Raw genomic sequence first — 24347 nt, forward strand, 5'->3', positions numbered from 1 at the left:
TTCCGTCTCGGTTGGCTCACGCTGTCCTACTGCGGTGTGGCTTGGCGCGGGCGCTCCAACAGACCACGCTCGTAAGCCACCGTGACCGCTTCGGTGCGACGGCGGGCGCCGAGCTTGGCCATCACCCGGGACAGATGCACGCTCACCGTCTTCTCGCTGATGAACAGCGCCTCCCCGATCTGCCTGTTCGTGCGGCCCAGTGCCACCTGTTCGAGCACCGCACGCTCGCGGGAGGTGAGTGGATCCTCCGGCACCCGGGCGGGGACCTCCGCCACCGCCTCCCCGTCCAGCGAGATCCGCGCACGCCGGGCAAGCTGCTCGATCGCCTCCATCAGCGGCCGGGCCTTCAGATCGCGGGCGGTGTCATAGGCGCTGCGCAGCTCTTCACCGGCGCGGCGCGCGTCCCCCTCGGCCAGCAAAGCTTCCGTGAGCCGCCACCGGCACAACGCCTGCAGGTACACCGCCCCGTAGCCGAACGCTTCGACCGCACGCTCCCACAGCTGCACGTCCGACTTGCCCAGCAGCCTGCTGCGTTCGGCTTCCGCGCGGGCCATCCACGCCAGACCTTCCGGGCCCATCGTGCCGCTGCGCGGGAGCCCGTTGTGGAACGCCTCCCCCACCCACTTGTACATCTCTTCGCCTTCGGCCAGCGCGGCCGCGACCACGTCCGTGTCCGAGATCAGCCGTGCCGTCTCGGCTCGGTCGGCGGCCGCAGCGATACCGATGGCCCCGATGCGGACGCCGGCCAGCACGGTCAACGGCAGATGGGAGATCCACTCCTTGGCCTGTTCGACCCGCGCCATCGCCTCGACCGGGTCGCCCCGCCACATGGCCAGCGCGGCACCGGCGGCAGCCGCGGCAACGGCCACTTGCCCGTCGACATGCCACTGCTCGCGCAGGTCCTCGACCTGGCGCTCCGCCTCGGCGAAATCACCCCGCGCAACCGCCACCAGGGCGGTGGTGGCCCGCATGCGCGCGGCACCGATCGACGGTGGCCCGGAGTAGCGACCCACCTCGGCCGACACCTCGTCCCACAGCCCGAGCGTGTCCATCACCTGAAGGCGGTGGGCTTGCAGCTCGACGCCCGCTTCGCTCCAGGTCAGGCCCGTCTCGGCGGCCCTGGTGGCGCCGGCGGTGTACTCCTCCAGCGCCTGCCGCAACTCACCCTTGTCGAGATAGCTCAGCGCGAGGTAGAAGCGCGCGCGGAGCTCGACGTTGAGTGCGCCGGCCTGTTCGGCGATGCGACGGGCCTCCCGAAGGCGTTCGCGCGATCCCGCGATGTCGCCCTGCGCCTCGATCTGAATGGCCAACGCGACCAGAGCGTCCGCCTCGGCGCTGACCGCTCCGACCGCCTTGGCGTCCGCGATCGCGTTCCGGGCACTCGCCAGCGCCAGATCCTTGTGGCCCATGGACCGCTGGATCGACGAACGGGTCACCTGCACCCAGGCCTTGGTCTCGCTCGGCTCGTCGTCGGCAACCAGGCGCCACGCCTTCTCGATGGCGTCCGGGGCCTCCCAGAACGTGCCGTCCGTGGCGTGCAGTGTCTGCGCCAGGCGACGGTAGATGCGCGCACGGCGACGGTGATCGGACACCTCGATACGGCCCGACTCGAGCGCTTTCACCATCGACCGGGCGTAGGAGATGGCGCGATCGACCTCCCCGGAACGACCGGCCAGCACCGCCGCCATGTCCAGCAGCCGCAGCTCGTCGACATCCTCCGGGCGCTGATCGGCGGGCACGGAATCCCACAGCCGTAAAGCGAGTTCGACGCTGCGCAGCGCCGACGCCGGAGCACCGCGCGCCTCCGCCTCGTCCGCGGCCGCCACCGACGCGGACAACGCCGTGGGCAGATCGTTGCTCTCCAAGCTGTGATAGGCCAACAGCCGGTACTGCTTGGGGCCACCCTGCTTGGCTATCCGCCGCGCGTACGCGGCATGGGTACGCACGCGCTCACCGGGTAGCAGGTCCTCGTACACCGCCTCGCGCAGCAGGGCGTGCCGGAACGCGTAGTGCTTGCCGTTGTTGACGACCAACACGTTGTGCTGGACCGCCTCCCGCAATGCTGCGTCGAGGTCGTCCTCGCTCATGTCGGTGACCTCGGCGATAGCCTGATGCCAGGCGCCGCGCTCGGCCACCGACAGGATGCGGACCACTTGCTGCGCCCGCGGAGACAAGCGCTCGACGCGCGAGAGCAGCACGTCCGCCAGCGCCGCCGGGATTCCCTCGCACTCCAGGCAGGTGGCGGTCAGCTCCTCCATGAAGAACGGGTTGCCTTCCGCGCGCTCCACGATGCCCGCCATGACGTCCTCGGTCAGCGGCTCCTCCGCCACCTGTTCGACGAATCGCCGGGCGTCCGCCTCCTCCAGAGGCTCGAGGGCGACGCGCGTCACCGCAGGCAGGCGCGCGAACTCGGCCAGCATGCGACGCAACGGGTGGGTGCGATGCACGTCGTCGGCGCGGTAGCTGGCCACGACCAGCAGCCGCTGCTCTCCCAGCCGGGCCAGCAGGAACGACAGCAGATCCCGGGTCGAGCTGTCCGCCCAGTGCAAGTCCTCGATCACCAGCAGCACGAGCCGCTCGGACGCCAGCTCGCTCAGCGCGCCGAGCACGGCCTCGAACAGCTGCAGCTGGCCGAGATCCTGCGCCGAGAACGTGCCCCGGCGCATCTCCTGCTCGACCGCGCCACTGCTGCCGTCCTCCTGGTGCGGCAGCAGGCGACGCAGCGCCGGATGTGAACGCACCACCGCGCGCATCGCGGCATCGTCGGAGGTGGCCAGCGGCAGCAACGCGTCTGCGAACGGCAGATACGGCAAGCTGTCCTCGGCGATGTCGATGCAGCCGCCGGACAGCACCAGCGCACCCTGTTCCTCGGCATGCCTGCGCAGCTCGGCGATCAACCGCGTCTTGCCGACGCCGGCGTCACCGGACAGCAGCACGCAGCCGGCCACGCCCCGATCGGCACGATCGAGCGCATCTCGCATCAGTGCGAGTTCTGCACGGCGGCCGACGAGCGGCACACCCGTTCCCAGTCGCGGCATCGTCCTCCTCGTCACCGCCGGTCTCGTCCCATTGTCCCCGATCTCACCGACAATCTCGGCTCAATTTCGGCCGGGGACTCGCTACCGGCGGAACCTGGCCGTGTTCGACGATCGTCGGGACGCCACGTGCGTGTCCAGCCAGACCGCTGGATCCGGTTGTCGAAACGCGCGGTCGCGTGCGGGTGCTGACGCTCAACCGGCCGCAGCGGCGCTCCGAAACCCGAGACCGCGCAGTAGATCAGGCGGGTGTTGAGCTCGCGCAGCCTCGGCCAGCCGAACCCCAGCCGTTCCAGCACGCCGGGCCGGATGTTCTCGATCAGCACATCGGCACCTGCCACGAGCCGGGCGAACACGTCGCGTCCTCCCGCGGACTTGAGGTTGACCGTCACCGACCGCTTGCCCGAGTTCTGGGCGAGGAACAACACCCCGAGCTGCTGCTCGCTCAGCTGCGGACTGGCGCCGAGCTGGCGGACGAGGTCACCGCTGCCCGGCGTCTCCACCTTGACGACGTCGGCACCCATCAGCGCCAGCTGGTAGCCGGCGAACGGTCCGGCGAGCACATTGGTCACGTCCAGCACCCGCACCCCGGCCAACAGGCCGGCAGCATCGCTCGTGGTCGAGAAGTCGTTCACGAAAATGGCCTCCACCGTGCACCCGAGCCCACAGGCGCGCCCACGGGCGCGCCACGATCACCGGTGCAGGCAGGCACGGCGGCGCCGACGGAGCGGCCGACGGTCGACGGAGCCGACGTTCCCCTCGTTGCTCATGCGTCGCCGCACGGCCCGCCCGGCACCGAGGTCAGGCTCGCGCATCCGCACAGGCCGAATCTGCGCTTCTCCCGCTCACCGAAAAAGCGTCCGGCCCGGCATCCCGTCGGGTGCCGGGCCGGACCGCGGTCTGGTCGTCCCCACCGGGCGTCCGGCACGTGACCGGACGCGGTACAGAGCAGCGGCTGTCCGAGCTTGCCCGCGCGGATCGCGGCCAGCAGGTCCTGCCACTGGTCGCGGCCGAACCGCACCGAGCCGACGTCGGGGTTCTTGGAGTCGCGCACCGCCGTGACGTCGCCGTCGAAAGCGACCTCGACGCAGTCGTTGCCCCCGCCGCTGTAGCTGCTCTTCCGCCACGAAAGGACGCTGTCCGGAGTCATCTGTCCCCACTCCCTTTCTCTTCGTCGGCGCGGGCGGCGGCCTCGGCATGCCTGGCGATCAGATCGACCGAGTCGTCCGGCTTCAGTGCGGCCGCCCGCAGGTGATCGAACATCAATGAGTACCGACGGACGTCGGCCGGCAGTTCCAGATAGGCGCCGCCCATCGTGGCGTCCACGTACACCACATCAGGATCGGCCGGTTCCGGGAAGCTGAGGATGAGGAACGGGCCCTCCATCCCCGGATGCGCCCCGGTGCCGAACGGAACCACCTGGATGGTCACGTGCGGCAGTGCCGCAAGCTCGAGCAGCCTGCGGAGCTGAGCCGCCATGACATTCGGGCCGCCGACCGACCGGTGCACCACCGCTTCGTCGATGACGGCCCAGTACTCGGGGGTGCCGGGTCGGTGAGCGGCCGCTGCCGCTCCATCCGCGCGGACACCCGCTTCTCGATGTCGCCTTCGTCCGCGTCCGGCCGCAGCGCCCGGATCACCGCCCGCGCATAGTCCTCGGTCTGCAACAAGCCGGGCACCAGGAGCGCCTGGAACGCGCGCAGCGAGCTGGCGTCCGCCTCCAGTCCCACGAAGGTTCCGGTGAACACCTCGCTGTAGGCGTGCCACCAGCCCCGCGTGCGGGCCTCCCTGGCCAGCTGCACCAGCTCTGCACGGGCGTTGCCCGACACGCCGTAGAGCTCCAGCATGTCGCGGGCGTCGCGCGGCGTGACCCCGACGTGCCCGGTCTCGATCCGGCTGATCTTCGACGCCGAGCACTCCAGCTTGCTCGCCACCTCGTCGATGGTCAGATCCGCGGCCTCGCGCAGCCTGCGTAATTCGGCGGCCAGCCGCCGCCTGCGGACGGTCGGCCCGGTACCTCGCGGCATCCCCACCTCCCAGCGCAGATCATTTTCTGCTGGCACATCTAATCAGCTCAGCCGTGATCGCGCCCCCGCAAACGAGCCAGCACGGCACGCCGACACGATGCCGGAGGATCTGCAAATTGCATTGCATGGGTACACTCTGCGCAGTCACCTGGACACGAGGCGACACCGCGCACGCCTTGCACGACGGCACATCCCTCCCCCAGCTCCCCTGCCGTCGACCAGGTACCCGGCGAGTCCGGGGTCGCCCCCGACCGGCCCCGGACTCCACCCGGGGCCCGATCGAGCTCGCAGATCAGCGCACGACGCGCAGCAAACCCTCTTGCACCACGGTCGCGATCAACCGCCCGTCGCGGGTGAAGAAGCGACCGGTGGCCAGCCCGCGCGCGCCGGACGCGGTCGGCGACTCGGTGTCGTAAAGGAACCACTCGTCGGCACGGAACGGCCGGTGGAACCACAGCGCGTGATCCAGGCTGGCGCCGAGCACCTTGTCCATCCCCCAGAAGACCCCGTGCCGCGCCAGCACCGAATCCAGCAGTGTCATGTCCGAGGCATACGTCAGCACGCACACGTGCAGCAGCGGGTCGTCCGGCAGCTCGCCGTCGGCGCGCATCCACACCTGGTTGCGGTGGTTGCGCTCGTCGCTGCCTCGGGTGACCCACGGCGGATCGTTGACGTACCGCAGGTCGATCGGCCTGCGGCGGGCGAATCCGCCCAGCTCCTCGCTGTAGTCGGCCATCCGCTCGGGCAGCGTCGGCAGCGACTCCGGCTCCGGAACGTCCGGCAGCTCCACCCCGGTGTGCTCGATGCCGTCCTCGGCGATCTGGAACGACGCCGACAGCGCGAAGATCGCCTTGCCGTGCTGGATGGCGATCACCCGGCGGGTGGTGAACGACCGCCCGTCACGGATGCGGTCGACCTCGTAGACGATCGGCACCTTCGTATCGCCCGGCCGGATGAAATACGCATGTAACGAGTGCACGTACCGGTCCGGAGGCACCGTGCGGCCCGCCGCGACCAACGCCTGCCCGGCGACCTGACCGCCGAACACCCGGACACTTTGCTCGTGGTCCGGGGAGAAGCCACGGAAGATGTTGTCGTCGATGCGCTCCAGGTCGAGCAGGTGAATCAGCTCGTCCAGCACCGTGCGCGCTTGCTCGGCCATTGGGAAACCTTATCCCGCCGCACCCGTCGTCGGCCGCTGTCGACCGGCGGGTGTCAGAGGTCTTCCTCGCCGAGCCGGTGCACGCGGATCAGGTTGGTCGAGCCCACCGTGCCCGGCGGAGAACCGGCGACCACGACGACCAGGTCGCCGGGCTGATAGCGGTCCATCTGCAGCATCGCGCTGTCCACCTGACGCACCATGGCGTCGGTCGAATCCACCGCCGGCACCAGATGCGCCGTGGTACCCCACGTCAGCGCCAGCTGGCTCCGCACGCTCTCCAACGGCGTGAACGCCAGCAGCGGCAACCGGGTGTGCAGGCGAGCGAGACGGCGGACGGTGTCCCCGGACTGAGTGAACGCGACCAGCGCCTTCGCGTTGAGCCGCTCGCCGATGTCGCGGGCCGCGTAGGAGATGACACCTCGCTTGGTGCGCGGCACGTGGCTGAGCGGCGGCACCGCGGTCGACTCCGACTCCACCGCGGTGACGATGCGGCTCATCGTCTGCACCGCTTCGACCGGGTAGCGCCCGACCGAGGTCTCCCCCGACAGCATCACCGCGTCGGCACCGTCCAGCACCGCATTGGCCACGTCGGACGCCTCGGCCCTGGTCGGCCGGGAGTTGCTGATCATCGAGTCGAGCATCTGGGTGGCCACGATGACCGGCTTGGCGTTCTCCCTGGCGATCTGGATGGCCCGCTTCTGCACCAGCGGCACCTGTTCCAGCGGCAGCTCCACACCCAGGTCACCGCGCGCCACCATGATCCCGTCGAACGCCAGCACGATCGCCTCGAGGTTGGCCACCGCCTCGGGCTTCTCCAGCTTCGCGATCACCGGGACACGGTCCAACCCGGTGCGGTCCATCACCTGATGCACCAGGTCGATGTCCGCGGGCGAGCGCACGAACGACAGCGCGATGAAGTCGACCCCCAGCCGCATGGCGAACTCGAGGTCCTCGATGTCCTTCTCGGACAGCGCGGGCACCGACACGTCCATGTTCGGCAGCGAGACGCCCTTGTTGTTGCTGACCTCGCCGCCCTCGGTCACCTCACAGATCACGTCCGGGCCCTCGACCTCGCGCACCACGAGCGCGACCTTGCCGTCGTCGACCAGCAGCCGGTCCCCGGGCTTGGCGTCGTCGGCCAGGCCCTTGTACGTGGTGGAGACCCGGTCGTGGGTGCCCGAGACGTCCTCCACGGTGATGCGGACGACGTCGGACTTACGCCACTGCACCGGCCCCGCGGCGAACGTGCCGAGCCGGATCTTCGGCCCCTGCAGATCGGCCAGGATGCCGACGGGTTGACCGGACTTGGCCGCGGCCGCCCTGATCATGTCGTAGGTCTGCTTGTGGTCGGAGTGCGTCCCGTGGCTGAAGTTCAACCTCGCCACGTTCATGCCCGCGGCGAGAAGGTCGCGCACCTTCTCCGGGTTCGCGGTCGCCGGGCCCATGGTGCAAACGATCTTCGCGCGTCGACTCACAGCCAGTCAGCCTAGCCGGAGCGCGCGCCCTACTGAACCGATACCGATGAGTACTGTCCGGAAGTAACCGAGTCGATACCCGTACGGCCCGGGCGGTTCGCCTCCAGGTCGCACAGCGCGGCGAACTGTGGTTGGGTCGCGGCGACCGGCCGCGGCACACGGTGACGCACGCTCAGCCGGGCACACCCTCCGCGCATCGAGCGCCCGTCGGCGCCGTGACTGCGTCGCGGACTCGCCCGATCAGTCCACCACCAGCGGCACGACCGGCGCCTTTCGCTTGCTCAACGGGATCTCGTACTTCTGCGCCAGATACGACGCGATGTCGTGGAACAGCGGAGCCGCCGAGTGACCCTGCGGCAGGGTGGTGTCCGGCGCGTCGAGCATGATGCCGACCACGAAGCGGGGGTTGTCCGCGGGCAGGATCCCGGCGAACGTGATGTTGTACTTCGACTGCGAGTACGCGCCGGTCGCCGGGTTGATCTGCTGCGCGGTCCCGGTCTTGCCGGAGATCTGGTAACCGGCCAGCGCGGCCGTGGGCGCGGTGCCGCTGTTCTGGCCCTCGCCCTCCTGGGTCGTCGCCCGCAGCATCCGCAGCACGGTGTCCGCGGTCCGCTTGCTCACCACGCGCGTCTTGCCCGGCGCAGGTTCGGGCACCCGTGTGCCGTCCGGCTTGACCGTCGCGCGCACGATGCGCGGCTCGACCCGCACCCCGCCGTTGGCGATGGCCTGATACATCCCGGCCATCTGCACCACCGTCATCGACAAGCCTTGACCGATCGGCAGGTTGCCGAACGTGGAGCCGGACCACTGATTGCGCGGCGGCACGCGGCCCGGGCTCTCCCCGGGCAACCCGATGCCGGTGCGCTGACCCAGCCCGAATTTCTTGGCGATGTCCAGCCAGCGCTCCTCCCCCACCTTCTGCGCCAGCATCAGCGTGCCCACGTTGGACGACTTGGCGAAGATGCCGGTGGTGGTGAAACCCTGCGTGCCGTGCGGCCAGGCGTCCCGCACCGTGCGGTCGGCGATCTGGATCTGGCCCGGCACCTGGTGCACCGACTTCGGCGTGGTGATGCCGTGCTCGATCGCCGCCGCCGCGGTGATCACCTTGTTCACCGAACCGGGCTCGTACGGCGTGGTCACCGCACGGTTGTTCAACTCGGCCTCGGACGCCTCGGAGAGGTTGTTCGGGTCGAACGTCTTGTCGTTGGCCAGCGCGTAGACCTCGCCGGTCTTGGCGTCCAGGATCACCGCCGAGCCACCCTTGGCGTTGGTCTCCTTGACGTATTCGCTCAGCCGGCGCTGCAGGTCGTACTGCAGATCACTGTCCAACGTGAGCTCGAGATCCGAACCCGGCACGGCGGGTTGGATGTCCCGCTCGGTGCCGGGGATGACGACGTTGTCGCCCTCTCCGGTGTCGACCAACCTGCGGCCCGGCTTGCCCGCCAGGTCGTTGTCCCGCGCGCTCTCCAGCCCGATCAGCCCGTGCAAGTTGTGCTTGGCGACGTCGGGATCGTCCATGCGCCAGTTGGCGTACCCGACCACGTTGGACGCCAGCGTGCCGCCCGGGTACTCCCGCAGCGCGCGCTCCTCGGCGGCGATCTCCGGGTAGCGCGACGTGATCTGCTCGGCCACCGACGGCTCCACGTTGTCCACCAGGAACGTGAACGGCGCGGGCTTGTTGAACCGCTTCAGCAGGTCCGCTTCCGTGGTCTTGTCGGGCAGCATCGCCGCCATGTACTCGGCGATCTCGGCCACCCGGGTCTGGAAGTTCTGCTCGTTCTTCGTCTGCTTGGCGACCTGCGCCCACGTCTTGCGCATCTGCCGCAGGTTCACCTGCAGCGTGTACGTCTTCACGCTGAACGCCAGCTCGGTGCCGTTGCGGTCGACGATCGAGCCGCGCTGCGCCGGGATGTCGATGACCGTGGCTCGCTGCCGCTCGGCGCGCGCCGACAACGCCTCGGCCTGAAACGCCTGGACGTAGATCAACTTCAACCCGGCGACCACCAGGATCAACACGAGAACGACACAGGCTGTGCCGTAGCGGTTGCCGGGCAAGTTCCGCAGTGCGTTGCCGGCGCGCGTCCGCAAGCTGGCCTTGGCACGCTTCTTACGCCGGGACGATCCACCCCGTCGGCTCGGTGCCGGTCGCTTGCCCGCCACGATCATCCTCCTGCCGATTGGCTGGACGCCCGACGGCTGGAGCGCGAGCTGTCCTCGTCACGATCGTCGGATTGGCTACGCCGAGTGTTCGTGGACTCCTCGCGCGCGGAGTCGCCCCGCTGCGCGCTCGAGCTCGACTCGCTGTCACGCGAGTCCTGCCGAGACCCGCTCGAGCTCTGCCGAGACGAACTGTCCCGTTCGTCGGACGATGCTCGGCCCTGGTCGCTGTTGCGCTCCCCGCCGCTGGTCGACTGCGACCGCGACGGCGGCGGCGTCGCGGGCTTGGCCGGCTGCGGCTCCCCGATCAGCTTCTTCTTGCCCATCGGCGTGACCAGGATCCGCGCCGGGTCGCCGGAGGGCACCATGCCGAGCTGACGTGCCTTGCGGTCCAGCGCGGCCACCGTCTGTTCCCGCGACACCTCACGCTGCAGCCGCTCGGCCTTCTCGGTCAGCGCGGCCGTTTCCGCCCTGACCCGGTCCAGCCGGTAGGAGTCGGCGATCGCCTGCGTGGTCAGCCACAACGTGAGCACCACGCCGGTGGCCAGCAGCGACATCATCAACAGCACGAACGAGGCCCGCGACTTGGGCAGTCGCAGCCGCACCGGAGCCAGCAGGCCCGCGGGCGCCTGCCCACCGGCATGCTCGACCGCCGCCGTGCGCTGGGCCCGGCGGGCGTAGGCCTTCTGCGCGGCAGTGGTACGGCCACGCCGATTGAGCCGAGCCGGGATCTCCCGCGTCCGGGTCGCGGTCCGACGCGACGTGCGCGTGCTCTTCCTGCTCCGGCTCTTCGTTCCGGTCGTCACCATCGTCATGCCGCGTTCCCCCCGTTCGCTATCCGCTCGGCCGCGCGCAACTTCACGGGTTTGGCCCGCGGGTTGCGCCGTGCCTCCTCCTCCGATGCCTGCTCCGCTCCGCGGGTCAGCAGGCGTAGTTCGGGCCCGTGCCCGGCCAGTTCCACCGGCAGCCCCTCCGGTGTGCGCGATCGCGCCCGCGCCGCCAGCGCGCGCTTGACCATCCGGTCCTCCAGCGAGTGGTAGGACTCCACGACGATCCGGCCCCCGACGGCCAGCGCGTCCAACGCCGCGGGCAGCGCCCTGCGCAGTGCCTCGAGCTCGCCGTTCACCTCGATGCGCAACGCCTGGAACGTGCGCTTCGCCGGATGCCCACCGGTCCGGCGGGTCGCCGCAGGCACTGCTTCGTAGACCAGCTTGACCAGGCGTTCACTGGTCCGGAACGGCTCGCGCTCCCGCTCGGCCACCACCGCGCGGGCGATACGGTGCGCGAAGCGCTCCTCGCCGTACTCGCGCAGCACACGAGTGAGCTCGGCGACCGGATACGTGTTGAGGACGTCCGCCGCGGTGATGCCTGCCGTCGGATCCATCCGCATGTCCAACGGAGCGTCGGTGGAGTAGGCGAACCCCCGCTCCCGCATGTCCAGCTGCATCGACGACACACCCAGGTCGAACAGCACCCCGTCGACCTTCGCCAACCCCAGGTCGGCGAGCACTTCCGGCATCCGGTCGTAGACGGCGTGCACCAGGTGCACCCGGCTGCCGTGCCTGGCGAGCCGGTCACGTGAGCGATCGAGCGCCTCGGGGTCGCGGTCCAGTCCGATCAACCGCAGCGACGGGTGCTCGGACAACAACGCGTCGGCGTGCCCGCCTAGCCCGAGCGTGGCGTCGACCAGCACGGCGTCCCGGTCGCCGAGTGCGGGGGCGAACAGGGCGAGAACCCGGTCGAGCATCACCGGTTCGTGCATCCCGCGCCCCCTTCCTTACCGCGTCACTTACCGAGACGGGATGCGGTCAGGTCTCCGCCCGCTGCCCGCGACCTGATGCCGGGGAAGGTGCACCAGGGCACGTGCGGACAGAGGCCTGACCACATCCCGTTCCTGCCTTTCGCTCACGTGTGCCGCGCGGCCGCCCGCACGGCACGTCCTCAGAAGATCCCGGGCAAGACCTCCTCTTGCGCCTTCGCGTAGCTGTCCTCGTGTTCTTCCAGGTAGCCCTGCCACGCCTCGGCGTCCCAGATCTCCAACCTGGTGATCGCGCCGATCACCACGCACTCCTTCTTCAGCCCGGCGTAGCGGCGCAACTCCGGCGCGATCGCGATGCGGCCCTGACCGTCCGGACGTTGCTCATCGGTTCCGGCGAACAGATAGCGCTGGTAGGCCCGCACCGCCTCGTTGGTGAACGGCGCTTCCGCCACCTTCCGCGCCAGCTGCTCGAACTCGGCACGCGGGAAGACGTAGAGGCAGTGGTCTTGCCCCTTCGTCACCATGAGTCCTCCCGCCAGCGCATCCCGGAACTTCGCGGGCAGCGTCAGCCGCCCCTTGTCGTCGAGCTTGGGCGTGTGGGTGCCCAGAAACACGGCTCCCACCTCCCGGACAGGGCCCGCCTCCACACGAACCCGACCACGGAGCTCCCTTTCGCCCCACTTGTCACCACCGTACCCCACTTTTCACCACAGTCAACGCGGTTCGCGCCGAGAAACCGGGCGACCTCACGCCGTCTTTGCAGGTCAGCGCAGGGGGGCGCGAGTGGGGAGCAGTGGGGGAGGCCGTCGGCGCCGGCCGATCTCCCCCACCTGGGTCACGCTCGACCGGCGTCTCGTGGAACGATCCGGCGGACTTTCGGCACCTGACGCGGCTCCGCGGTGGGGCGAAGTGGGGATATCGGCTCGATACGCAACGGCGCACAGAACTTTGACACCCTTGCTGAGAACATGTGATCGGCGACCGCCGCACGCACCGTGTGGTGCACACTCACGCGCTATCGTGGAAAAACCTGCAATCCGGGAGGCCGAGTGACGTCCAGGATCCACCACACGTCGGCGGTCGGCGGACAAGACCTGTCCTATCCGACGAAGGACGCGGACCTTTCCGCGAACGGTGCGCGTCCCGCGCCGTCGGAGCCGGTGGGGGCGGCAGATCTGTCCGAGCTGCACGCCACCGTGTCGGCGATCGCGACGAACATCGAGCGGGTGCTGGTCGGCAAGCCGGAGGTCGTGCGAGTCGCGCTGGTGACACTGCTCGCCGAGGGGCACCTGCTGGTCGAGGATGTCCCCGGGGTCGGCAAGACGTCGTTGGCCAAAGCGCTCGCACGCAGCATCGACTGCTCGGTCAGCCGCATTCAGTTCACCCCGGATCTGTTGCCGAGCGACGTCACCGGGGTGTCGATCTACAACCGGCAGAACGGCGGGTTCGAGTTCCGGCCCGGCCCGGTCTTCGCCAACATCGTGGTGGGTGACGAGATCAACCGCGCTTCGCCCAAGACACAGTCGGCGCTGCTGGAGTGCATGGAGGAGCGGCAGGTCACCGTCGACCGCACCACGTACCAGCTCGATCGGCCGTTCATGGTGATCGCCACCCAGAACCCGATCGAGATGGAAGGCACGTACGCGCTGCCGGAGGCGCAGCGGGACCGGTTCACCGCGCGAGTGTCGATCGGCTACCCCGATCCGGCCGCCGAGCTGGCGATGGTCGACGAGCACTCCGGGCACGACCCGCTCGCCGAACTGCAACCGGTCTCCAACGCCGAGACGGTGCGGCGGCTGATCGAGCGCGTGCGGTCGGTGCACATCTCCCAGGAGTTGCGCAAGTACTCGGTCGACCTGGTGACCGCGACGCGGACGTTGAACGAGGTGCGGCTGGGGGCTTCGCCGCGGGCCACGTTGCAGCTGATCCGCGCCGCCCGTGCGCAGGCCGCCCTGTCCGGGCGCGAGTACGTCATTCCGGACGACGTGCACGCGGTCGCCATCCCCGTGTTGACGCACCGGCTGGTGCTGACCACGGAAGCGCATGCGGCGCGCCGTTCCGCAGCGGACATCGTGCGTTCGGTGCTGCAGCGCGTGCCGGTGCCGCGCGCGGCACAGCGCTAGGAGGCCGCCATGTTGTCCGGCCTGACGACCCGGGGCAGATGTCTGCTGGCCGCCGGGATCGCGGCCGCATTGTGCTCCTGGGTGCTCAACGAGCGCGACCTGCTGCGTGTCGCGGTGTTCGTCATCGCGTTGCCGTTGCTCGTGGTGGTGTTCCTGTCGGCGTCACGGGTGCGGATCGGCGCGACCCGCGTTCTCCATCCACCGCGGGTGGCCGCGGGCGACCAGGTCGACGTGCAGCTCGAGCTGTGGCGGACCGGCGTTCTCCCGGCCGGTGAGGTGCTGCTGGAGGACAGGGTGTCGTACTCACTGGGCACCCGCCCCCGCTTCATCGTCGAGCGGTTGCCGCACGACCACCGCATCCCGCTGCATTATCCGTTGCGGCCGACGCTGCGCGGCGTGCAGCAGATCGGCCCGCTGCGCGCCAAGGTCACCGATCCGTTCGGCATCTGCGAGTTCGAGCGCGAACTGATCAAGCCGTCGCGACTGATGGTCGTCCCGCGCACCGAGCGGCTCTCCGGCATGCTGGCCGGCTCCGGGGTGGGCGCGGGCGACGAGGGTGCGGCCCGCCGCGGCACCGGCCCGGGCGACCCGGACGCCATCGTGCGGCAGTACCGCCAGGGCGACGACCTGCGCATGGTGCACTGGCCCTCGACGGCCCGGCGCGACGAGCTGATGGTGCGCCTGGAACAGCAGCCGGGGCACGGCGGAACCACGGTCCTGATCGATCACCGGGCGGCCGCCCACCACGGCACGGGCCGAGCCGCCAGCATCGAGTGGGCGGTGTCGTTCGCCGCCAGCGTGTGCCTGCACCTGCGACGGGCCGGCCACCGTGTCCGTCTGGTGACCGAGCACGGGCACATGCTCGCCGACATTCCTCCGGACAGCGGCGCGGCCTACGACGATGTCGCCCTGGACGCGCTGGCCGTGCTGCAGCCCGCGCATCAGCGCGACATCACGCTGGGCGGCGACCCTGCCGTCGGCCAGGAACTCGTCGCGGTGCTCGGCAGCGTCAGCAACCAGGCCATCCACGAGCTGAGTCAGTACCGTCCGCGCGGTGTTCGCAGCCTCGCGGTGCTGCTGGACACCGCGGCGTGGTCGACCGGCGTCACCGCGTCGGCCGAACGCTCCGGGGCCGCCCGCGAGTCCGCTCGCCTGTTGGAGGCCGCCGGGTGGGGTGTCGTGGTGGCCGACCCGGCGTCGTCGCTGCAGCAGGTGTGGACCCGGCTGTGCCGGGCCAGCATGCGTAAGCCGGCAGGAGCGGGACAGTCATGACCACCTACGCGCCGCCGCCGACCAGGCCGCCCGCTCCCCCGCCGCCACCGCCGCGGGGCAGCCGTCCGCCGTCCCGGGAACCGGTCCACGGTCTGCCGGGGCACGCCGCGTGGACCGGCTCGATCATCGCGCCCGCCGCGGCCGGTGCCGCCACGCTGTGCGCCGCCACCGCGTTGACCGGGGTCATTCGCGGCGCGGAATGGTTCGGGCACGTGCTGGTGGCGGTGCTCCTCGTCGGCTGCACCGGTCTGGCCTTGCGCTCGCTGCGCGCGCCGTCGCTCGTCGTCGCGATCGGCCAGCTCGTGGTGCTGCTGATGCTCATCACCGGGCTGTACACCAGCTCGGGCCATCTGGGCATCATCCCTGGTGGCGACGCATTCGCCGAACTGAATCGGATACTCAGCGAAGCGGGCGAACAAATCCGGGTCAGTGTTCCCCCGGTCGAGGCGAAGGTGGGCCTGCTCTGCCTGGTCACCATCGGCATCGGGCTGGTCGCCGTGGTGGTCGACGCCCTGGCCGTCTCGCTGGCCGCGCCGGCCGCCGCCGGTCTGGTGCTGCTGTGTCTGTACGCCGTCCCGGCCTCGCTGGCCGACGAGATGCTCCCGTGGTGGTCGTTCACGCTGGGGGCCGCCGCGTTCGCCGTGCTGATCGCGGTGGAAGGCAATCACCGGCATCAGCAGTGGCGTGGTCGCGGCACCACCCAACAGCGGTCTCCCACGACGTCGTCGTTGCCTGCCGCGGTGGTCGCGGCCGCGCTGGCGCTCGGGCTCTTCGCCGGTGCGGCGTTCACCGGCATCGGGACGGTCGGCCAGCTGCCGTTCATGAAGAACGGGCCGTCCACCTCGTACACGGGTGGTCTCGGGCTCAAGCCGCTGACCGAGCTGCAGGGCCTGCTCACCGATCAGGGCACCACCGAGGTGTTCCGCGTCGAGGGGCTCGGCGACGACGAACGCCTGCTGCGCGCGTTCACCCTGGACACCTACGAGCCGAACCTCGGCTGGAAACTGCACGACGGCGAGATGCCGCACGGGGTCCCGGCCAACGAGCCGCTCCCCCGCGCTCCGGGTGACGTCGGCAAGACCGTCCGCACGCTGCGCATCAACCCGGTGAACTGGCGTGACGTGTGGCTGCCGATCATCGGGCATCCGCGCAGGCTCACCGGCATCGGCGATCAGTGGATCTACGACGACATCAGCGGAGCGATCTACAGCGAGCGCGCCCAACGGCCCAAGCCGTACCAGCTGTTCACCTCGCTGCATCAGCCGACCGCCGAAGAGTTGCGGGATGCCCCGCTGGCGCCGGACGAGGTGGCCCCGATCTACACCGAGCTGCCCGAGCTGGATCCGCGGGTGAAGTCGCTGACCAAGAAGCTGGTGTCCGGCAAGTGGCGGCCGTTCGACAAGGCGCGAGCGATCTGGAGCTACTTCATCGAGTCCGGTGAGTTCACCTACGACGTGGAGACCGATGATGCCACCGGCACCGATGCGCTGACCCACTTCCTGCTGGTCGGCAAGCGCGGCTTCTGCGCGCAGTTCGCTTCGGCGATGGCGGTCATGGTGCGCAGCGAGGGCATTCCGGCCCGTGTCGCGGTCGGCTTCACCCCGGGCACCAAGCAGGGCTCCTATCGCTCCATCACCACGCGCGACGCGCACGCGTGGGTCGAGGTCTATCTGGGCAAGAAGTTCGGCTGGGTGGTCTTCGACCCCACGCCGTTGTCCGGTGGACGTGGTGTCACCCCCGAGTACCTGCAGCAGCAGACGTCGACCAGTGGTGACAGCTCGGACACCAGCACCCCCGAGTCCGAAGAACCGACGTCGGCTCCGCCGTCCACCCAGGCACCGGAGGACCTCCAGCCCGACCAGGAGAACGACGTGCGGGCCCAGGAGCAGAGCCTGGCACAGGCCCCGAGCTGGGCGCGCTGGTCGACGCTGTTCGTCGTGTTGCTCGCCGCGGCGGCCACCGTGTTCGGTGTGCTGGTGGCGCGGCGCACGGCCGAGCTACGCCGCCAGTTCACCCACCGGCAGCTGGGCGAGTCGGAACAGCGATTGTCCGCGGTCAACCGATGGTTGCCGTTGGCTGCCGCAGGCGGATGGCTGCTGTCGCTCGGATTGCTGGGCTGGATCGTGTCGTGGTGGCTCGCCCTGCTGCTGATGCTGATCGCAGGCGTCGCCAGCGTGCCGTTGCTGCGCAGGGCGGTGAGCCGTAACCACAGGCTGCACGATCTGACGGTGGACCGCGCACGAGCGCCGCAGGCCGCCTGGCGCGAGCTGCTGGACGAGTGCGCCGACCGCGGACACCCGGTCAGCGAGGCGGAGACGGTTCGCGAGACCGCGCGGAGGCTGGCCACCCAGTTCAACCTCGACGCCGAGGGGCGCGGGCATCTGCGCACGGTGGTCAGCGCGCTGGAGCGGTCGTGGTACAGCCCGCAGGGCGAGGTGGACGCGGAGTTCGTGGCCGCGTTCGAGGGTCTGCGCGAGGCGATTCACCGCGCGGCTCCGCTGCCGCTGAAGGCCAGGCTGCTGCCGGGCTCGGTGATCAGACGCTGAGCCTCCAGCGCCCGGGCCGGCGCCGCGAGTCGAACGCGTTGGGGCCGGGACGCTGCGCGAGCAAGCGCTACGGGCCGCATGAGCAAGCGCTACCGTCCGGGCATTGCGTGATCAAAGACGGAGATCGGACGCTGTGTGGTGCGCTGGGGCCAGGGCTGCGCCGAGCCGTCAGCTAGCGACACGATCACAGCAGAAGGGGACCCGTCATCGGGTCGGCTTCCGCGCTGCGTTCAGCGACCGTCTTCCTCGAACCGCTGCCGGAAGCGCTCTTCCATACGCTGCGCGAAGCCGCTGCGCTTGGCCTGCTTGGGTGAGCCCTTGCCTGCCTTGCCTCCGGCCGGTTCGCCCTCGCCGTCACCGCGGAACGCCATCACGACGAGCAGCGCACCGAAGAACATCATCAGGAAGCCGAGCACGCTGACGATCGGGATCTCCGCCAGCCGTACCGGCATCATCACACCAAGCGGCAGCAGCGCCATGCCGACCACGAACAGCAGGGCACCCTGCAACTTGCGCGCACGCGAAGGCCTGCCCAGCCGCTTGCCCCGCACGCTGGACGCGAACTTCGGGTCCTCCGCGTACAGAGCCTGCTCGATCTCATCCAGCAGCCGCTGCTCATGCTCGGAGAGTGGCATCCGTCCTCCTCTCGCAGCATGTCGGCGGCTCAGCGCTCGACCTGTTCCACACCATCATCGCCCCGGCGTCTCCGGTCTCCTGACTCCAGGATACGAGCACGAACACTCCAGGACTACCCGATCCTCCACTTCTGTGCACATCTTCTCCGTCACGTTCTGCCCTCGTCACCGCCGGGCCCGCCATCACCGGTTTTCCGCGTTGATCGCGCTGGTGACGCGGGCCGCTCGGACAGCAGAGACGCCGGCCGCACGGCCTGCGCGCCGAACCGATTCCTGGCCGCGTCGGCGGCCACTTCCACGTCGCGCCACCGCACTCCGTCATCGGCCAGCCGGAGCTGCTCCGGCATGGCTGATTCGGTCAATCCCTCCACCCGAACGCCCACCAGCCGGACCGGGGCGGACGGCCGGAGATTCTCCCGCAGCAGGTCGGCGGCCGCCGCGTGGATCTCGCGCGCGACATCGGTCGGTGTCGGCAGCGTGCGCGCCCTGGTGATCGTGGTGAAGTCGGCGAAGCGAAGCTTGATCGACACCGTGCGCCCTTTGACGCGTTTCCCCCGTAGGGTCGCCGCCACCCGCTCGGACAGCCGGAGCAGTTCGCGAGTGAGGACCGAGACGTCGTCCTGGTCGACGTCGAAGGTGTGCTCGGCCCCCAGGGATTTGTCCGGGGTCTCGACCTCGACCGGGCGCGGATCACGGCCGTTCGCCAGCTCGTGCAGATGCTCGCCCATGGCCACCCCGACCGCGCGCTTGAGCCGGGTGATCGGGGCGTCGGCGATGTCGGCGACGGTCCGGAATCCGGTACGCTCGAGAGCCCTGGCAGTCTTCTCCCCCACTCCCCACAGCGCGGTGACCGGCAGCGGGCGCAGGAACGAGACCACTTCGTCGACCGGCACCACGACCATGCCGTCGGGTTTGGCCATGCCCGAGGCGAGCTTGGCCACGAACTTCACCGGCGCGACGCCGACCGAGCACGTGATGCCGTGGTCGGCGGCGACCCGGGCACGGATCTCCGCACCGATCCGCGCCGGCGTGGTCCGCAGCCGCCGCAGCGCGCCACTGACGTCGAGAAAGGCCTCGTCGACGCTGAGCTGCTGAACGAGCGGCGTGAACTCGTGGAACAGCGCCATGACCGCGCGGGAGACCTCCGAGTAGAGGCCACGCGTCGGCGGGAGGTAGACCGCGTGCGGGCACAACCGGCGGGCCTGCGCCACCGGCATGGCGGACCGCACTCCGAACTTCCGCGCCGGGTAGTTGGCGGAGAGCACGACAGCGCGCGCACCGCTGCCGGCGACGACCACGGGACGATGGACCAGTTCCGGCCGTGTGCGCAGCTCGACGGCCGCGAAGAACGCGTCCATGTCGATGTGCAGCACGCCGCAGCCGGTGTCATCGGGCCAGTCGGCCGGGTCGGTGTCGGCCGCCACCCGGAACCGGCGACGGTCCGCGGGCAGATCGGTGTTACGCCCCATGCTTCCGTGCTAGCACGTGCAATCGCGCGGCGATCTCCCGCAGCGGGGATCGCTCGGCGGCGACCAGCTCGAACGCGGTCAACTCGCCCTCGCCGGCGTCCGCCACCGCGTCCGACACCACGCCGTCGCCCTGCAGCACCTCGATGCCCAGCCCGGCACCTTCGACCAGCGCCGTCACGCTCTCGACGTCGAACCGACGCAACAGCTCACCGCCCGGTTCGCCGGCGGGGACGACACCCTCCGGCGCGGTCAACAGCTCGCGAGCCTCGTCCAACCGTCCGGCCAGTGCCCGGCTGAGCACCGCGGCGTACCGGTTGGCCACCAGGACCGAGACGGCGCCGTCGGCGGAGGTGACCGCGGCCAGTGCCGTCAGCGCCGACTCCGGGTCGTCGACGACCTCGAGCAGTCCGTGCGCCAGCACCAGGTCGGCCGAACCCTCCGCGATCACCGTGGTCAACGTCTCGACGTCCTCGGTGATCACCGTGATGCGGGACGAGACACCCTCGTCCTCGGCGCGCCGGTGCAACGTGGCCACCGCATTCGGGTTCGGCTCCACCACCGTGACGGCGCAGCCCGCCTTCGCCAACGGCACCGCCCAACCGCCGCTACCTCCGCCGACGTCGACGACGGTGGGCTGTTGCCTGCCTCGTTGCCGAGCGGCCGTCAGCTCGGCGTCCAGCACCCGGTGAACCACGTCCGCCCCGCGCAAACCGCTCGCGCTCTCCAACCGCATGCGTGCAGCCTAGGCCGGTCGGGGGTTGCTTCGCTCGACTGGGCGGTTAGTCTCGTGGCCGTGCAAACTGTCGCCGTGCTGAGCCTGAAGGGCGGCGTCGGCAAGACGACCGTTGCTCTCGGTCTCGCGTCCGCCGCCCTCCGCCGTGGCATCAAGACCTTGGTGATCGATCTCGATCCGCAAGGCAACGCCACCGCCACGCTCGACCCTCAGCCGGCCCAGTTCGGCCTGGCCGAGGTGCTCACCACACCCCGCCCACCGATCCTCAGCCAAGCGGTGTCCCGCTCGGCGTGGGACGAGTCGGTGCACGTGCTGACCGGGAACCACGACCTGGAAGAGCTCAACGAAGGGCCGGACGAGGGCACGCTGCCCAACCTGGCGCGAGCCATCGCGTGGTACGCCGACCCGAACACCGGGCCGCGCTACGACCTGATCCTGCTGGACTGCCCACCGTCGCTCGGCAGGCTGACCCGGTCCGCGCTGCTGGCGGCGACCGGTGCCCTGCTGGTGACCGAGCCGACGCTGTATGCCGTCTCCGGCGCCCAGCGCGCGTTCGCCGCCATCGAGCGCACCCGCAAGGAACACAACCCCGGCCTGCGGCCGCTCGGCGTGGTGGTGAACAAGTTCCGCAGCCGCTCGCACGAACACATGTACCGGATCGCCGAGCTGCGGGAGAGCTTCGGGCCGCTGGTCATGCCGGTGGCCCTGCCGGACCGGCTGGCCGTGCAGCAGGCGGCGGGATCGTGCACGCCGATCCACGAGTGGTCGACCCCTGGCGGCCGCGAGATCGCGCTGGCGTTCAACCTGGTGCTGGCCCGGATGCTGCGTTCGTCGCGCCGCGGCAGGCATCATCTGGATCCGCCGGAGGCCGACGAGGCCGAGGCGACGAACGGGCCGGACCAAGCAGCCAACGGCTCGGGCGCGGCGACGCAGGCGCAGCCCCCGAGGGCGAACAAGCCGCGCCGCCCGGACGAGCCGCAGCCGGTCAGGCGCTGACATGCCGGGCGTGCTGTTCGAGCGCCTGATCCGCCCGGCGCTGTATCGCGCCGGCCGTAGCGACCCCGAGTTGGTGCACGAGCGCACGATGGCCGTGCTGCAGCGCGCAGGCAGGCACCCTCGCGTGGTGGCGGCGGTGAGCCGGGCGTTCGCCGTGCGGTCGCCGGTGACGGTCTTCGGCGTGCGGTTTGCGAACCGGGTAGGGCTCGCGGCGGGCATGGACAAGGACGGCCTGGCGCTGCCGATGTGGCCCGCGCTGGGTTTCGGCTTCGTCGAGGTCGGCACCGTGACCAGGCACGCGCAGCCGGGCAATCCGCGCCCGCGGCTGTTCTCCCTGCCGCGCAGCCGGGCGGTGCTGAACCGGATGGGCTTCAACAACGCCGGAGCCGACGCACTCGCGCAGCGGCTGGCCGCCACCGGAGATCTGCCGGTCCCGCTCGGCGTGAGCATCGGCAAGTCCAAGATCACCGAGCTGGACGACGCGGTCTCCGACTACCAGCATTCCCTCCGTGCGCTGTATCCGTACGCGGACTACTTCGCGATCAACGTCAGCTCACCCAACACGCCGGGGCTCCGACGCTTGCAGGACCGATCCGCGCTGAGCGAGCTTCTCGGCGCCTTGCAAAGCCTGTCGGCCGAGCTGGCCGGGGATCGCCCGAAGACGCCGCTGTTGGTCAAGGTGGCGCCCGATCTCACCGACGAGGCGCTGGCCGAGCTGCTGGAGGTCGCCGACGAGCACCAGGTGGCCGGTCTGATCGCGACCAACACGACGCTCTCCCGGGAAGGCTTGCACCCGGACGAGCAGCACCTCGGCAGGCAGAGCGGCGGCCTGTCCGGCAGGCCGTTGACCGCGCGCTCGCTGGAGGTGGTGCGGTTCATCGCCAAGCAGACCGGCGGGACCGTGCCGATCATCGGTGTCGGCGGGATCAGCACGCCGGACGACGCCCTGCGCATGATCGACGCGGGAGCCTCCCTCGTCCAGCTCTACACGGCGTTCATCTACTCCGGGCCGTCGCTGGTGCGACACATGGCACGCGCGCTGGCGCACGGGTGAGCCCGAGTTCCGTCGCAGGCTGACCGTGCCCTACGAGCCGTTGAGCTCGCGCAACGCCGACGCCATGCCGGCGAGCCGATCGGTCGCGTCCGTCAGCGCGGCTTGCGCGCCGCTCACGCCGCTGTCCCTGGCCGCCACGGCTTTGCCCGCCGCGGCGATCAATCCGCGATAGGACTCGATACCCTCGTCCAGCTGAGCGCGCAGCTGGCGGACAGCCGTGTCCAGTTCCTGGCGCTCTGCCGGTGGCGCGGCATCGCGGGCTCGCTCGACCGCCACGATCCGCTCACCGAGCTGGTGCAACGCGGCCGCGGCCTGCGCAGCCGTCTGTCTCGCCTCGGCCACGGACACCTCGTCGACGGTCACCCCTGCGCCCTGGGCAGACAACTGCTGCAGAAGGTCGTGCAGCGTCGTCTCCGCTCGCGCGAGCCGTTGCAGCGGCTCGCGAGCGGACGAGAACTTCGAGGGCAACAGCCGGCGCGGCGGCGGCGGGGCCATCTCGTTGAGCCTGCGCAGCTTGACCCCGGACCGCACGGCCAACGCACCGGTGACCACCAGGCCGGTCAGGAACACCCAGTTGCCGAACCCCACGGCGACCGCGCTGAGCAACGCCAGCACGGTCCAGATGAACAGCCCGCGGCTCGCCCGCTCCTTGCGTCGCTGATGACGAGCCGCGGGATCGGTGAAGTCCAGCCACTGCCGGGCCGCCTCAGCGGCGATCGCCCGCAGGTCAGGACGCCGCACGAGCGCCACCGGCCTTCTCACGCCTTGTTCTGCTCAGCCTGCACGCGCTTGGCGATCTCGGCCTGGATCTCCGCGCTCGGCGCAGCCTTCTCGGCCTCGCCCGCGCTCGGCTGCGCGGCAGCCTTCTCCGAGCCGTCGGTCACCTGCGCCACCGACTCGCCCTTCAACGAAGCGCGGATCTGCTCCAGCCGCGAGTGGCCCGCCAGCTGCGTGGTGGAGTGCTGCACCTCGAGCATGCGGCCCTGCACCGAGTTCTGCGCCAGCTCCGCGGAGCCGATCGCGGTGGCGTACCGCTTCTCGATCTTGTCCCGCACCTCGTCCAGCGACGGGGTGTTCTTCGGTGCGGCCAGCTCGGTCATCTGGGTCAGTGACGCGGCCACCTGCTCCTGCATCTTCGCCTGCTCCAGCTGCGAGAGCAGCTTGGTGCGCTCGGCCAGCTTGGCCTGCAGCATGTGCGAGTTGCGCTCCACCGCCTGCTTGGCCTGCTCGGCGGCCTGCAGCGCCTGGTCGTGCAGCGTCTTGAGGTCCTCGACACTCTGCTCGGCGGTGACCAGCTGCGCGGCGAAGCCTTCCGCGGCCACCTCGAACTCGGCGGCCTTCTTCTCGTCGCCCTTCGCCCGCGCCTCCTCGGCCAGCACGAGCGCCTGACGCGCCGACGCCTGCAGCTTCTCCACCTCACCGAGCTGCCGGTTCAGCTTCATCTCCAGCTGGCGCTGATTGCCGATCACCGAGGCGGCCTGTTGCGACAGAGCCTGGTGGTTGCGCTGCGCCTCCTCGATGGCCTGCTGGATCTGTACCTTCGGGTCGGCGTGCTCGTCGATCTTGCTCGAGAACGCCGCCATCAGGTACTTCCAGAACTTCACGAACGGGTTGGGCTTGGCCATCGTCTCTGCCTGCCTTCTCGCTTCCCAGTTGGTCTGTGCTGCCCGAGTCCCACGCCGATCGCCTCATCGGCCGCCGCGACCTGTAGCGATGAACGTTCTCCCCTCGGGTTCGCCTCCATCGTGTCAGGTTCCGACTGCACCGACCAGGCGACCCGCGGAAATTCAGGGATGCCCCGGAGGGGTCCGTCCGGACCCGGCGTCCGGTGATCCTCCGCATGCTCGCAGCCGCACAGACATGGTGTTATTCCACGCTACCCGCGCACGCGCGCGTCGTCTTAC

At 70.1% G+C, this 24347-nt stretch carries 18 protein-coding genes and 2 pseudogenes; 5 read left to right on the forward strand and 15 right to left on the reverse strand.

Features of this window, described 5'->3' with window-relative positions:
* Positions 1 to 26: 26 nt before the first annotated feature.
* From YWM_RS0112405 to mraZ, 10 genes and pseudogenes are all read right to left on the reverse strand, one after another.
* The gene (locus YWM_RS0112405; protein WP_028851005.1) at positions 27 to 3038 is read right to left on the reverse strand and encodes a helix-turn-helix transcriptional regulator; all 3012 of its coding nucleotides are present in this window, start codon (positions 3036 to 3038) and stop codon (positions 27 to 29) included.
* Between the two features lie 11 nt (positions 3039 to 3049).
* Positions 3050 to 3670 (reverse strand): CoA transferase, encoded by a 621-nt coding sequence (locus tag YWM_RS0112410; protein WP_245566017.1) that lies wholly within the window; start codon positions 3668 to 3670, stop codon positions 3050 to 3052.
* A gap of 326 nt (positions 3671 to 3996) precedes the next feature.
* Positions 3997 to 4185: pseudogene (locus YWM_RS26885) on the reverse strand (DUF397 domain-containing protein); the annotation flags it as partial.
* Positions 4182 to 5062, reverse strand: a pseudogene (locus tag YWM_RS23405) (helix-turn-helix domain-containing protein). The pseudogenes YWM_RS26885 and YWM_RS23405, both read right to left, overlap by 4 nt.
* Positions 5063 to 5354: 292 nt before the next feature.
* Positions 5355 to 6224, reverse strand: coding sequence for an acyl-CoA thioesterase II (gene tesB, locus YWM_RS23410; RefSeq protein ID WP_043660897.1), 870 nt, complete (start codon positions 6222 to 6224; stop codon positions 5355 to 5357).
* Positions 6225 to 6277: 53 nt separating this feature from the next.
* Positions 6278 to 7699 (reverse strand): pyruvate kinase, encoded by a 1422-nt coding sequence (pyk, locus tag YWM_RS0112430; RefSeq protein WP_028851007.1) that lies wholly within the window; start codon positions 7697 to 7699, stop codon positions 6278 to 6280.
* A gap of 240 nt (positions 7700 to 7939) precedes the next feature.
* Positions 7940 to 9865 (reverse strand): peptidoglycan D,D-transpeptidase FtsI family protein, encoded by a 1926-nt coding sequence (locus tag YWM_RS0112435; protein WP_156914758.1) that lies wholly within the window; start codon positions 9863 to 9865, stop codon positions 7940 to 7942.
* Positions 9862 to 10671: a cell division protein FtsL gene (gene ftsL, locus YWM_RS23415; protein ID WP_156914759.1), complete on the reverse strand. Its 810-nt coding sequence runs from the start codon at positions 10669 to 10671 to the stop codon at positions 9862 to 9864. The genes YWM_RS0112435 and ftsL overlap by 4 nt, the downstream gene beginning before the upstream one ends.
* Complete coding sequence (rsmH, locus tag YWM_RS0112445; RefSeq protein ID WP_028851009.1) at positions 10668 to 11618, reverse strand: 16S rRNA (cytosine(1402)-N(4))-methyltransferase RsmH; 951 nt, start codon at positions 11616 to 11618, stop codon at positions 10668 to 10670. The genes ftsL and rsmH overlap by 4 nt, the downstream gene beginning before the upstream one ends.
* Positions 11619 to 11797: 179 nt before the next feature.
* Positions 11798 to 12229, reverse strand: a complete 432-nt coding sequence (gene mraZ / locus YWM_RS0112450; protein ID WP_028851010.1) for a division/cell wall cluster transcriptional repressor MraZ — start codon at positions 12227 to 12229, stop codon at positions 11798 to 11800.
* Positions 12230 to 12775: 546 nt separating this feature from the next.
* Here mraZ and YWM_RS0112455 point away from each other — a divergent pair.
* From YWM_RS0112455 to YWM_RS0112465, 3 genes are read left to right on the forward strand one after another with little or no spacing between them, the layout of a single operon-like run.
* Positions 12776 to 13738, forward strand: coding sequence for an AAA family ATPase (locus YWM_RS0112455; RefSeq protein WP_028851011.1), 963 nt, complete (start codon positions 12776 to 12778; stop codon positions 13736 to 13738).
* Positions 13739 to 13747: 9 nt separating this feature from the next.
* Positions 13748 to 15010: a DUF58 domain-containing protein gene (locus tag YWM_RS0112460; RefSeq protein WP_028851012.1), complete on the forward strand. Its 1263-nt coding sequence runs from the start codon at positions 13748 to 13750 to the stop codon at positions 15008 to 15010.
* Entirely contained in the window at positions 15007 to 17556 is a 2550-nt protein-coding gene (locus YWM_RS0112465; protein WP_028851013.1) for a transglutaminase TgpA family protein, read from the forward strand. Before YWM_RS0112460 ends, YWM_RS0112465 begins: the two co-directional genes overlap by 4 nt.
* Before the next feature lie 230 nt (positions 17557 to 17786).
* Here YWM_RS0112465 and YWM_RS0112470 read toward each other — a convergent pair whose 3' ends face one another.
* The 3 genes from YWM_RS0112470 to YWM_RS0112485 form a co-directional block, all read right to left on the reverse strand.
* A complete protein-coding gene (locus YWM_RS0112470; protein WP_028851014.1) occupies positions 17787 to 18191 on the reverse strand; it encodes a DUF3040 domain-containing protein in 405 nt (134 codons plus the stop codon).
* Between the two features lie 149 nt (positions 18192 to 18340).
* Positions 18341 to 19660: a DNA polymerase IV gene (dinB, locus tag YWM_RS23420; RefSeq protein ID WP_084612367.1), complete on the reverse strand. Its 1320-nt coding sequence runs from the start codon at positions 19658 to 19660 to the stop codon at positions 18341 to 18343.
* Entirely contained in the window at positions 19650 to 20393 is a 744-nt protein-coding gene (locus YWM_RS0112485) for a class I SAM-dependent methyltransferase (protein ID WP_028851015.1), read from the reverse strand. The genes dinB and YWM_RS0112485 overlap by 11 nt, the downstream gene beginning before the upstream one ends.
* A 60-nt stretch (positions 20394 to 20453) precedes the next feature.
* Between YWM_RS0112485 and YWM_RS23425 the strand changes: the two genes are divergently transcribed.
* Together YWM_RS23425 and YWM_RS0112495 are read left to right on the forward strand one after the other, a co-directional pair.
* Entirely contained in the window at positions 20454 to 21389 is a 936-nt protein-coding gene (locus YWM_RS23425) for a ParA family protein (protein ID WP_084612378.1), read from the forward strand.
* Position 21390: 1 nt separating this feature from the next.
* Positions 21391 to 22443 (forward strand): quinone-dependent dihydroorotate dehydrogenase, encoded by a 1053-nt coding sequence (locus YWM_RS0112495; RefSeq protein WP_425426549.1) that lies wholly within the window; start codon positions 21391 to 21393, stop codon positions 22441 to 22443.
* Positions 22444 to 22473: 30 nt separating this feature from the next.
* On the opposite strand, the gene pspM is transcribed toward YWM_RS0112495, so the two are convergent.
* Positions 22474 to 23184 (reverse strand): phage shock envelope stress response protein PspM, encoded by a 711-nt coding sequence (pspM, locus tag YWM_RS23430; protein WP_156914760.1) that lies wholly within the window; start codon positions 23182 to 23184, stop codon positions 22474 to 22476.
* Between the two features lie 17 nt (positions 23185 to 23201).
* Complete coding sequence (locus tag YWM_RS0112505) at positions 23202 to 24068, reverse strand: PspA/IM30 family protein (protein WP_028851017.1); 867 nt, start codon at positions 24066 to 24068, stop codon at positions 23202 to 23204.
* Positions 24069 to 24347: the final 279 nt, after the last annotated feature.

The sequence above is a fragment of the Thermocrispum municipale DSM 44069 genome (genome assembly GCF_000427825.1).
In the GTDB taxonomy this organism is placed as follows: domain Bacteria; phylum Actinomycetota; class Actinomycetes; order Mycobacteriales; family Pseudonocardiaceae; genus Thermocrispum; species Thermocrispum municipale.

Coding starts and splice junctions, on each gene's coding strand:
- YWM_RS0112405 (WP_028851005.1), bottom strand. CDS start 3,038: ATGCCGCGACTGGGAACGGGTGTGCCGCTCGTCGGCCGCCGTGCAGAA.
- tesB (WP_043660897.1), bottom strand. CDS start 6,224: ATGGCCGAGCAAGCGCGCACGGTGCTGGACGAGCTGATTCACCTGCTC.
- YWM_RS0112435 (WP_156914758.1), bottom strand. CDS start 9,865: ATGATCGTGGCGGGCAAGCGACCGGCACCGAGCCGACGGGGTGGATCG.
- ftsL (WP_156914759.1), bottom strand. CDS start 10,671: ATGACGATGGTGACGACCGGAACGAAGAGCCGGAGCAGGAAGAGCACG.
- rsmH (WP_028851009.1), bottom strand. CDS start 11,618: ATGCACGAACCGGTGATGCTCGACCGGGTTCTCGCCCTGTTCGCCCCC.
- YWM_RS0112460 (WP_028851012.1), top strand. CDS start 13,748: ATGTTGTCCGGCCTGACGACCCGGGGCAGATGTCTGCTGGCCGCCGGG.
- YWM_RS0112465 (WP_028851013.1), top strand. CDS start 15,007: ATGACCACCTACGCGCCGCCGCCGACCAGGCCGCCCGCTCCCCCGCCG.
- YWM_RS0112470 (WP_028851014.1), bottom strand. CDS start 18,191: ATGCCACTCTCCGAGCATGAGCAGCGGCTGCTGGATGAGATCGAGCAG.
- dinB (WP_084612367.1), bottom strand. CDS start 19,660: ATGGGGCGTAACACCGATCTGCCCGCGGACCGTCGCCGGTTCCGGGTG.
- YWM_RS0112485 (WP_028851015.1), bottom strand. CDS start 20,393: ATGCGGTTGGAGAGCGCGAGCGGTTTGCGCGGGGCGGACGTGGTTCAC.
- YWM_RS0112495 (WP_425426549.1), top strand. CDS start 21,391: ATGCCGGGCGTGCTGTTCGAGCGCCTGATCCGCCCGGCGCTGTATCGC.
- YWM_RS0112505 (WP_028851017.1), bottom strand. CDS start 24,068: ATGGCCAAGCCCAACCCGTTCGTGAAGTTCTGGAAGTACCTGATGGCG.